General features: G+C 47.1%; 10 protein-coding genes and 2 pseudogenes. 8 read left to right on the forward strand and 4 right to left on the reverse strand.

The features are described from left to right. Nucleotides 1–92: pseudogene (locus TZ48_RS22895) on the forward strand (flagellar biosynthesis protein FlgP); the annotation flags it as partial. On the opposite strand, the gene TZ48_RS22900 reads toward TZ48_RS22895, so the two are convergent. Then, a complete protein-coding gene (locus TZ48_RS22900; protein ID WP_162674700.1) occupies nt 84–527 on the reverse strand; it encodes a PilZ domain-containing protein in 444 nt (147 codons plus the stop codon). The pseudogene TZ48_RS22895 and the gene TZ48_RS22900 sit on opposite strands and share 9 nt — an antisense overlap. Nucleotides 528–891: 364 nt before the next feature. Here TZ48_RS22900 and TZ48_RS22905 point away from each other — a divergent pair, with 364 nt between their 5' ends. Both TZ48_RS22905 and TZ48_RS22910 read left to right on the forward strand, forming a co-directional pair. Next, nucleotides 892–1,791 (forward strand): hypothetical protein, encoded by a 900-nt coding sequence (locus TZ48_RS22905; RefSeq protein ID WP_112480990.1) that lies wholly within the window; start codon nt 892–894, stop codon nt 1,789–1,791. Between the two features lie 2 nt (nt 1,792–1,793). Beyond that, a complete protein-coding gene (locus tag TZ48_RS22910; protein WP_112480992.1) occupies nt 1,794–2,198 on the forward strand; it encodes a GGDEF domain-containing protein in 405 nt (134 codons plus the stop codon). A 29-nt stretch (nt 2,199–2,227) separates the two neighbouring features. Here the strand turns inward: TZ48_RS22910 and TZ48_RS22915 are convergent, their stop codons facing one another. The 3 genes and pseudogenes from TZ48_RS22915 to flgA form a co-directional block, all read right to left on the reverse strand. Continuing rightward, nucleotides 2,228–2,653 (reverse strand): flagella synthesis protein FlgN, encoded by a 426-nt coding sequence (locus tag TZ48_RS22915; RefSeq protein WP_112480994.1) that lies wholly within the window; start codon nt 2,651–2,653, stop codon nt 2,228–2,230. Between the two features lie 36 nt (nt 2,654–2,689). Continuing rightward, nucleotides 2,690–3,006 (reverse strand): annotated as a pseudogene (gene flgM, locus TZ48_RS22920) (flagellar biosynthesis anti-sigma factor FlgM). Between the two features lie 127 nt (nt 3,007–3,133). After that, nucleotides 3,134–3,880, reverse strand: a complete 747-nt coding sequence (flgA, locus tag TZ48_RS22925) for a flagellar basal body P-ring formation chaperone FlgA (RefSeq protein WP_112480996.1) — start codon at nt 3,878–3,880, stop codon at nt 3,134–3,136. A gap of 76 nt (nt 3,881–3,956) precedes the next feature. Between flgA and TZ48_RS22930 the strand changes: the two genes are divergently transcribed. From TZ48_RS22930 to TZ48_RS22950, 5 genes are all read left to right on the forward strand, one after another. After that, nucleotides 3,957–4,892, forward strand: coding sequence for a chemotaxis protein CheV (locus tag TZ48_RS22930; RefSeq protein WP_112480998.1), 936 nt, complete (start codon nt 3,957–3,959; stop codon nt 4,890–4,892). 83 nt (nt 4,893–4,975) lie between these two features. Then, complete coding sequence (locus TZ48_RS22935; protein WP_112481000.1) at nt 4,976–5,806, forward strand: CheR family methyltransferase; 831 nt, start codon at nt 4,976–4,978, stop codon at nt 5,804–5,806. A gap of 285 nt (nt 5,807–6,091) precedes the next feature. Further along, entirely contained in the window at nt 6,092–6,487 is a 396-nt protein-coding gene (gene flgB / locus TZ48_RS22940; protein ID WP_042496988.1) for a flagellar basal body rod protein FlgB, read from the forward strand. A gap of 5 nt (nt 6,488–6,492) precedes the next feature. Beyond that, nucleotides 6,493–6,909, forward strand: coding sequence for a flagellar basal body rod protein FlgC (gene flgC, locus TZ48_RS22945; RefSeq protein ID WP_042496991.1), 417 nt, complete (start codon nt 6,493–6,495; stop codon nt 6,907–6,909). A 16-nt stretch (nt 6,910–6,925) separates the two neighbouring features. After that, a partial coding sequence (locus TZ48_RS22950) for a flagellar hook capping FlgD N-terminal domain-containing protein (protein ID WP_275426474.1) occupies nt 6,926–7,358 on the forward strand: 433 nt, incomplete at its 3' end.

A 7,358-nucleotide genomic window follows, 5' to 3' on the forward strand; every position in this document is an offset into this window, starting at 1 on the left:
AGCTAATACTGGATATTGAAAAAATGGACAGGCTGCGTGATTACGGTGAAATTCGCCGCGTTCCAGAGAAGAAGCGTCAAACCTTATTCTAATACCTTGGCTTGGCTAAAAGCAGTTGGAATATAACGGGGCGGCAATGCAAACCATTGCTGCCCGTTTGCTTGTGAGTTAAGCCATTGCAATTTGCATGGGGCGCCAAAAAACAACATGTCTGAGATGCCAAGCTTGTCGGTGAACTGAATGCCAACCCGAAGCTGACGGCTGCCTAGGATCTGGCTACCAAACACCACTTGGCCGGTGTACTTCTTGTTACCGATCTTCACCTCGACACGTTCGCCTACCATTAGCATTTTTCGACACTCTACACCGATACCCCCTTTGGAGATATCAATAATGTTCATCGCGGTATAGCCTGAAAATAGGCCAATTTTCCTGATGGAGCCCTTTGCGTAACGCATAGCAAAGCGAGGGTGTGCCCTAAGCTCGCTCGAGGTAATGACCTCTGGAGATCTAGTAAGCGCTTTCATAATGTAATTCCACATCCATGTGTTGTGATAAACAATAATTTTATAAATTAGGCATAATTCCCATACATTAACAGCGGGTTTTGTCGGCTGGCTAGTATTGTGAATCGATTTTGTGAGCTAGTTGAAAAGTGTCATAAGTTAATAATAAAAAAGCAATATATGGAATTGTGTAAGGTATCAGTAAAGCAGTGATGTGGGATGAAAAAGGGAATGGCCCAGCTAAATTTTGTCACTATAGGTGTGATTTAAAACACGGTTTTGCGATCCGTTTGTGTTGATTTGGAGTAATTTACAATCAGCTAAGATACCCTGTCATTAGTAAGCGCTTTCTTTTAAGGAGGGAGGTATAGTGCATTGGCGGCGTATGATTAGAAGCGAGAATGGCTATGCGGTGCTGGCCGTTCTGAGTTTGAGCTTTCTGGCGTGGTATCACTGGGGAATGAACATTACCCAGCGTATTGACCTTGATGTTCCAGGAGTCTCGATGATGAATGATGCCATCAACGGCGGTACCTCTCTTGGACATTTTGTTCAGCGCGACAGCACCTTGAGTTTTTCGTGTCAGACTCGCCGCTCCAATACGTTTCCTTTTTGTAGTGTGGTGATCCCGACGTCTCGCCGAGCACTCCAAGGGCTGGATTTGCGGCGTTTTCATTCTGTGCAAATCAAGCTGTCCTATTCAGAAGCCTCCGATCTTCAGGACTCAGTATTGGTATATTTGCTCAATGCCGAGCATGATGCGATATCAACTGCGACCATTTCTAGAGCCAATCTGCAAACCATTATTCCGGTTAATCAGCCCACTCATTCCTACTCGCTACCGATTGCCAACTTCTACGTGCCTTCATGGTGGTCATTTTTGCACGCCAAAATTTCTGACCATTCGGCGCGGCTTGATAATGTCACAGACATTCAAATTGCGACTGGCGACAGTCATGCCAGAAAAAACACCACGATAACAGTGCGTTCTGTGGAGTTTGTCGGTAAATGGTTGACGCTTTTCGAAGTGCAGTTTTTGCTGGTTGCAGCATGGGTACTTGCCGTCACCGCCGATGTGCTAGCGCGTCTTATTGCGCTTAAACGCTCACTTCAGGTAAACCAGAGTAGGGCGTCACTTCTGGACATGAGCTTAAGCCATGCCAATAGAGAGCGGGACAAGTACAGAAAACTGGCCTCGCTCGATAAACTTACGGGTCTTTACAACCGCCAGGGTATCCAGGAGCGTTACTTACAGCGACTGGATAAAAAGAGACACTGTTTTTGATTATGTTGGATATCGATAACTTCAAGCGCATTAACGATACTTACGGACATAACGAAGGGGATGCCATATTGGTGAATCTTGCTACGACGTTGAGGGCACAGTTACGCGAGGATGCGGTGATTGGCCGCTGGGGCGGGGAAGAGTTTGTAGTGATCTGCAGTGCTAAAAACCACAATATCGCTACTCGGATTGCTGAGCGTATTCGACAATCGATCGCGGTTAGTGAGTTGAGCCTTTATTTGCGCGTGACATGTTCGGTAGGGGTAACGAATATCGATAGAAGTGCCACGCTGCAAGATAATCTTGAGCGAGCAGACAAAGCCTTATATCAGTCCAAACAAGATGGAAAAAATCGGGTGTCGACGGGGTTTTATTTGGCCGCAGAGCCAATGCCTCATGGAGGATAAAGGGTCTGTCTAAGAGACTGCGTTAAACTCTATGCTTTTAGATTGGTACCAAGCGTCGATAAGGTATGCGTTTGCCCGCCTGCGTTGTAGGTCATGCCTATTTTGCCGTGGCTTTGCTGCATTAAGTTGTTGAGTTTATTAAAGCTTAACTGAGCGCGCTGCAAGCTCTGCCCGTTAATATCGTTAAGCTGCTGGCAGTCGAGAACGATCGACTTAATGTCCGCAACCTTTTGGGCTAGTGGCGCTTCATCGGTGAGGCGGTGAACGTCTTGATGTTCACTTAAACGCTTGTCGGTCTGCTGTAATTGGCCGACCAGCGTCATCTTTTCTTTCGCGATGCGTTCAATCTCGCTGGATTCGCGCGCCGCGATGGCTTTGGTCTCTTCTGTAAGAAGAAGAGACAGGGCTTTTGCGTTTTTGAGTTGGTAGTCAATCAAATCAACAAGTGCGGCCATTACCTGTACCTAAAATTCGTGTGTCTGCGGACGCGATTATCGTAATCCGCCAAGTTCGTCTTCAAACTTCATCATGTTATCAGCCAGCTTTTCTGCATCGACGGTGTAAGAGCCGTTTGCGATAGCGTCTTTGATGGCCGCGACTTTTGCCGCGTCAAAGCTAGGTTGCTGGCCATTTGCTGATGCATCTGACCAATGGCTTTGCCGCCTTGGCTCAATGTGACCGCATCTTGCTTTGCTGAAGGTTGACCAACTTGAGTTGACGCGCTTTCTTTGCTGGCGTCCGAACGAGCAGGTGCGCGACTTGTCGTCGTTAGCGTCTGTCCAGATCGAATGTTATCAATGCCTGCCATAGTTTCGCCTTTTTAAATTGCTCAATATTGCGTTGGTTGTGGCCACGTATTGTAGCCCTGAATGTCACACAATGTATCTGTGTATACCGTCCATATCGACGAGCAAATCAAAATCTTTAGAAAAAAATCAAAAATTAACGGTAATTTCTGCAACACCGGTGACAATTCCCTCAATTATACGCTGAGACTTGTCATTTTTCACTCTTACTTGATCGCCATGAGAGCCATCCGATAGTGCCGTGCCTCTGGTGGAGATGGTCATCTCGCCTTTTACCGCGCGTATCACGACTTTCTCGTTGCGACAAACGACGCAGACATCGTTGCGCTCGATAACATCACCCAGCTTCACATTGCGTTTCAGTTTCGCACCCACGACATTGTCCATGTCACTAAAGCCGCCGCGTCGGGCGCGGTTTTTATCAATCATGGTCATGGTCACATCTTGAGCTTCGACCAAACTGCCGCGAGAGAGTGGCCTTGTTGCTGTCACTAGTGGCAATGAAATGGACATTCTCACCGGTACGTAGATGCGCCAGTTGTCTTCTGGGCATTCCACCAATACCGTCACGTTGCTGCTGGTATTTCTCGTTGTCGACGACGAAGTTTCCAGTGGTGAAGGGCAATCAGTTGCATGGATACGACTGTCGATCCGGCCAGGGGTTGCCACGATTTCACCGCCCATTGGCTGCTCAATGGTCTCTAAAACATGAGCTTGGGCAGCCTTTTGAATGTTTTCTATTTGCTCAGGCGTTGCTGCGTGCGTTAATACGCTAAAGAATATCGCGTGCCAGACGATAAAGAGGCAAAGCCAGTGACACTTTTGCCTAAAAGTGCGGCTGGAAGTATGCAAAAAAGATGTCTTATAATACAGCATTCTGTTTCTCGGGTTCTCTGAGGCCGAGATAGACTATCACTTTTTTAGCTTAAAAGTTTGAGATGGAGATGAACTTATGACCGGTATCTTGGATTCGGTGAATCAACGAACGCAGCTAGTAGGTCAAAACCGACTAGAGTTGTTGACCTTTCGTTTGATGGGCCGCCAGCGTTACGGCATTAACGTGTTCAAAGTTAAAGAAGTGCTGCAGTGTCCAAAGCTTACCCGCATGCCTAACCTCAATCCGTTAGTCAAAGGGGTGGCGCATATTCGTGGTCAGACAATTTCAGTGATTGATTTGAGCTTAGCAGTAGGTGGCAGACCCACTACCGATATTGAAAATTGCTTTGTGGTCATTTCCGAGTTTAACCGAAGTGTACAAGGCTTTTTGGTCAGCTCTGTTGAACGCATTATCAACATGCACTGGGAGTCGATTTTGCCGCCGCCAGAAGGTGCAGGTAAAGAAAACTACCTGACCGCCGTCACTAATATTGATAATGAGCTGGTTGAAATTCTCGATGTCGAAAAGATCCTTGCTGAGATCTCACCTGTGCGCGAAATGATGGATCACAGTATTGCTGAAGAGATTGCCGTGGCAGAGCAAAAGAAGCAGAAGCCAATGGTAAAACGCATTATGATTGCCGATGATTCGGCTGTTGCGAGAAAACAGGTACAACGAGCGATTGAGTCTATTGGCTTTGAAGCCATTTTGGTTAAAGATGGCAAAGAAGCGTACAACAAGCTGGTGGAAATGGCCGCTGAAGGTAACATTCACGACCAAATCTCGCTGCTTATCTCTGATATTGAGATGCCAGAGATGGACGGCTATACGTTAACGGCAGAGGTTCGCCGTCACGCTGAGCTGAAAGATTTGCACATTATCCTTCACACCTCGTTAAGTGGTGTATTTAACCAAGCGATGGTTGAGCGAGTGGGCGCCAATGAGTTTATCGCCAAGTTCAACCCAGAAGAGCTTGGAGGCGCTGTAAAAGCGGCAGTCATCGCTGACTAAAAGTAAAAAACAATGAGAGCTTGTCGGCTGTGTCACGTGCAGCCGCAAAAGCAAGCCTTTAGTAAAGTAGTATAGAGAATTGAATGACAGCGATAACCATTAGCGATCAAGAGTATCGTGAATTTAGCCGTTTTTTGGAATCCCAATGCGGCATTGTGCTTGGTGATAGCAAGCAATATTTAGTGCGCAGCCGTTTGAGCCCATTGATATCAAAGTTTGGTCTAGGCACTTTGTCACAGCTGTTAAAAGAGGTCGTCATCGGCCGTAACCGCGAGTTGCGAGTTGCCGCAGTCGATGCCATGACCACCAACGAGACTTTATGGTTTCGCGATGGTTACCCGTTTACGGTGCTGGCTGATAAGCTCCTACCTGAAGCGGCGGCAAACAAAAGACCAATAAAAATTTGGTCAGCGGCCAGCTCATCAGGCCAAGAGCCGTATTCGATGGCGATGACGATTTTAGAGACCCAAACCAAAAAACCGGGTTTACTGCCTAATGTGTCGATTACCGCGACGGATATTTCGAGTACCATGCTCGACATGTGCCGAGTTGGGGAATATGACAATCTAGCGCTTGGGCGCGGATTGTCACCAGAGCGTCGCCGCGTGTTTTTTGAAGAGGCCGGCAACGGCAAAATGAAAGTCAAAGACAACGTCAAGCGTTTGGTCAATTTCAGGCCGCAGAACCTAATGGACTCTTACGCGTTGCTGGGTAAGTTTGACATTATTTTCTGCCGCAACGTATTGATTTACTTCTCGCCGGATATGAAGGCCAAAGTTCTTAACCAAATGGCACGTAGCCTAAACCCTGGTGGTTATTTGCTGCTTGGTGCGTCAGAGTCGCTGACAGGGTTGACGGACCAATTTGAAATGGTGCGCTGCAATCCGGGCATTATTTACAAGCTCAAATCCTAACTATTTACGTTAATGGTTGTTCCTTCCTAAAGCCTTGGTATATCGCCAAGGCTTTTTTATTTGCTATGCTCACCCATAGTGCCGCTTTGGATGAGCGGTGCGATGACATTCCTAATCATCCAACGCCTTATTGGCGCAGTGTTTGCTAGACAGTTTTAGTTATAGCACTCACTTAATTGTCCGCTCACACGGAAATGAAGGCTAATTTTACATTGGCAAACATTTTTGGCGCGGATATTGCTTCGTAACTACGACAGGCACCTGTTTTTGAACGATGAGGTTTCAATGGCCATCTCTTTTAACAATGCACTAGGCATTCACCAACATACCGTCGGGGTACGTGAAAAGAATGCAGAAGTCATCTCTACCAATATTGCACAGGCGAATACTCCTGGCTTTAAGGCGAAAGGGATGGACTTTGATCGTGCGTTAAAAGCGGCAAGCTCAGGGGCAAGTATTGGTCTTAGTCGTACCGATGGACGGCACATTTCTGCCTCCACCAATGTTTCTGGCGAGGTGTTGTACCGCACTCCGACTCAACCAGATACCGGCGACGGCAATACTGTCGATGTGGATCTAGAACGAAACTTGTTCATGCAAAACCAATTGCGTCACCAAGCTTCAATCGATTTTCTAGGAAGCAAGTTCAAAAACATGACCAAAGCGATCAAAGGGGAGTAATTTAGATGAGCTTATTTAACGTTTTCAATGTAACGGGTAGCGCGATGAGCGCCGAATCGGTTCGTCTAAACACTACTTCAAGTAACCTCGCGAACGCCGACAGCATTAGTAGTTCAGCAAAAGACACGTACAAGGCACGCCATGCCGTGTTTGGAGCTGAGCTAAGCAAAGCAAAATATAACCGCGACCACACAGTGCCTGTGAAAGTAATGGGTATTGTGGAAAGTGATAAACCACTGAGCGCGGAGTACAACCCAGATCATCCACTCGCGAACGACGAGGGCTACATCTACAAGCCGAACGTTAACGTGATGGAAGAGATGGCAAACATGATCTCAGCGTCTCGCTCTTACCAGACCAATGTTCAGGTAGCGGACGCGAGTAAGCAGATGCTCATGAGCACGCTGCGAATGGGTAAATAGAGATAGGAGATAGCACATGGCTGGAATCAACAATGTTGGTCAAGGCAGTTTATCCTACCTTGACCAATTAAAAAAACTGCAAGACCAAAGCAAGACTGAAGAGAGCACGGGTAAACAGGATCTCAAGCAAGAAGATTTCCTGTCACTACTCACTAAACAGTTGTCTCAACAGGATCCATTTAAACCGGTCAGTAATGACCAAATGATTGCACAAATGGCGTCGTTCGCGACCGTTGATGGTATTGGCAAAATGAACACTCAGTTCGAAAGCCTTAACTCATCAATGACCTCTAACCAAGCGCTGCAAGCGTCTTCGCTAGTTGGACGTGACGTGCTGGTGCCGGGAGCGGCAGGTATCAAACCTGCTGATGCTGGTATGGCCGCGATGGTGAAGTTGCCGCAATCAATGGATAACGTGCTTGTTCGTGTAGAAAATGAAATGGGTCAAT

Origin of the sequence: Vibrio variabilis, from assembly GCF_003263785.1 — a bacterium.
Classification (GTDB): domain Bacteria; phylum Pseudomonadota; class Gammaproteobacteria; order Enterobacterales; family Vibrionaceae; genus Vibrio; species Vibrio variabilis.

Excerpts from the sequence above, each read along its gene's own strand:
- flgA (WP_112480996.1), bottom strand. The coding sequence starts at position 3,880 with ATGCTGTATTATAAGACATCTTTTTTGCATACTTCCAGCCGCACTTTT.
- TZ48_RS22930 (WP_112480998.1), top strand. The coding sequence starts at position 3,957 with ATGACCGGTATCTTGGATTCGGTGAATCAACGAACGCAGCTAGTAGGT.
- TZ48_RS22915 (WP_112480994.1), bottom strand. The coding sequence starts at position 2,653 with ATGGCCGCACTTGTTGATTTGATTGACTACCAACTCAAAAACGCAAAA.
- flgB (WP_042496988.1), top strand. The coding sequence starts at position 6,092 with ATGGCCATCTCTTTTAACAATGCACTAGGCATTCACCAACATACCGTC.
- TZ48_RS22905 (WP_112480990.1), top strand. The coding sequence starts at position 892 with ATGATTAGAAGCGAGAATGGCTATGCGGTGCTGGCCGTTCTGAGTTTG.
- TZ48_RS22900 (WP_162674700.1), bottom strand. The coding sequence starts at position 527 with ATGAAAGCGCTTACTAGATCTCCAGAGGTCATTACCTCGAGCGAGCTT.
- TZ48_RS22910 (WP_112480992.1), top strand. The coding sequence starts at position 1,794 with ATGTTGGATATCGATAACTTCAAGCGCATTAACGATACTTACGGACAT.
- TZ48_RS22935 (WP_112481000.1), top strand. The coding sequence starts at position 4,976 with ATGACAGCGATAACCATTAGCGATCAAGAGTATCGTGAATTTAGCCGT.
- flgC (WP_042496991.1), top strand. The coding sequence starts at position 6,493 with ATGAGCTTATTTAACGTTTTCAATGTAACGGGTAGCGCGATGAGCGCC.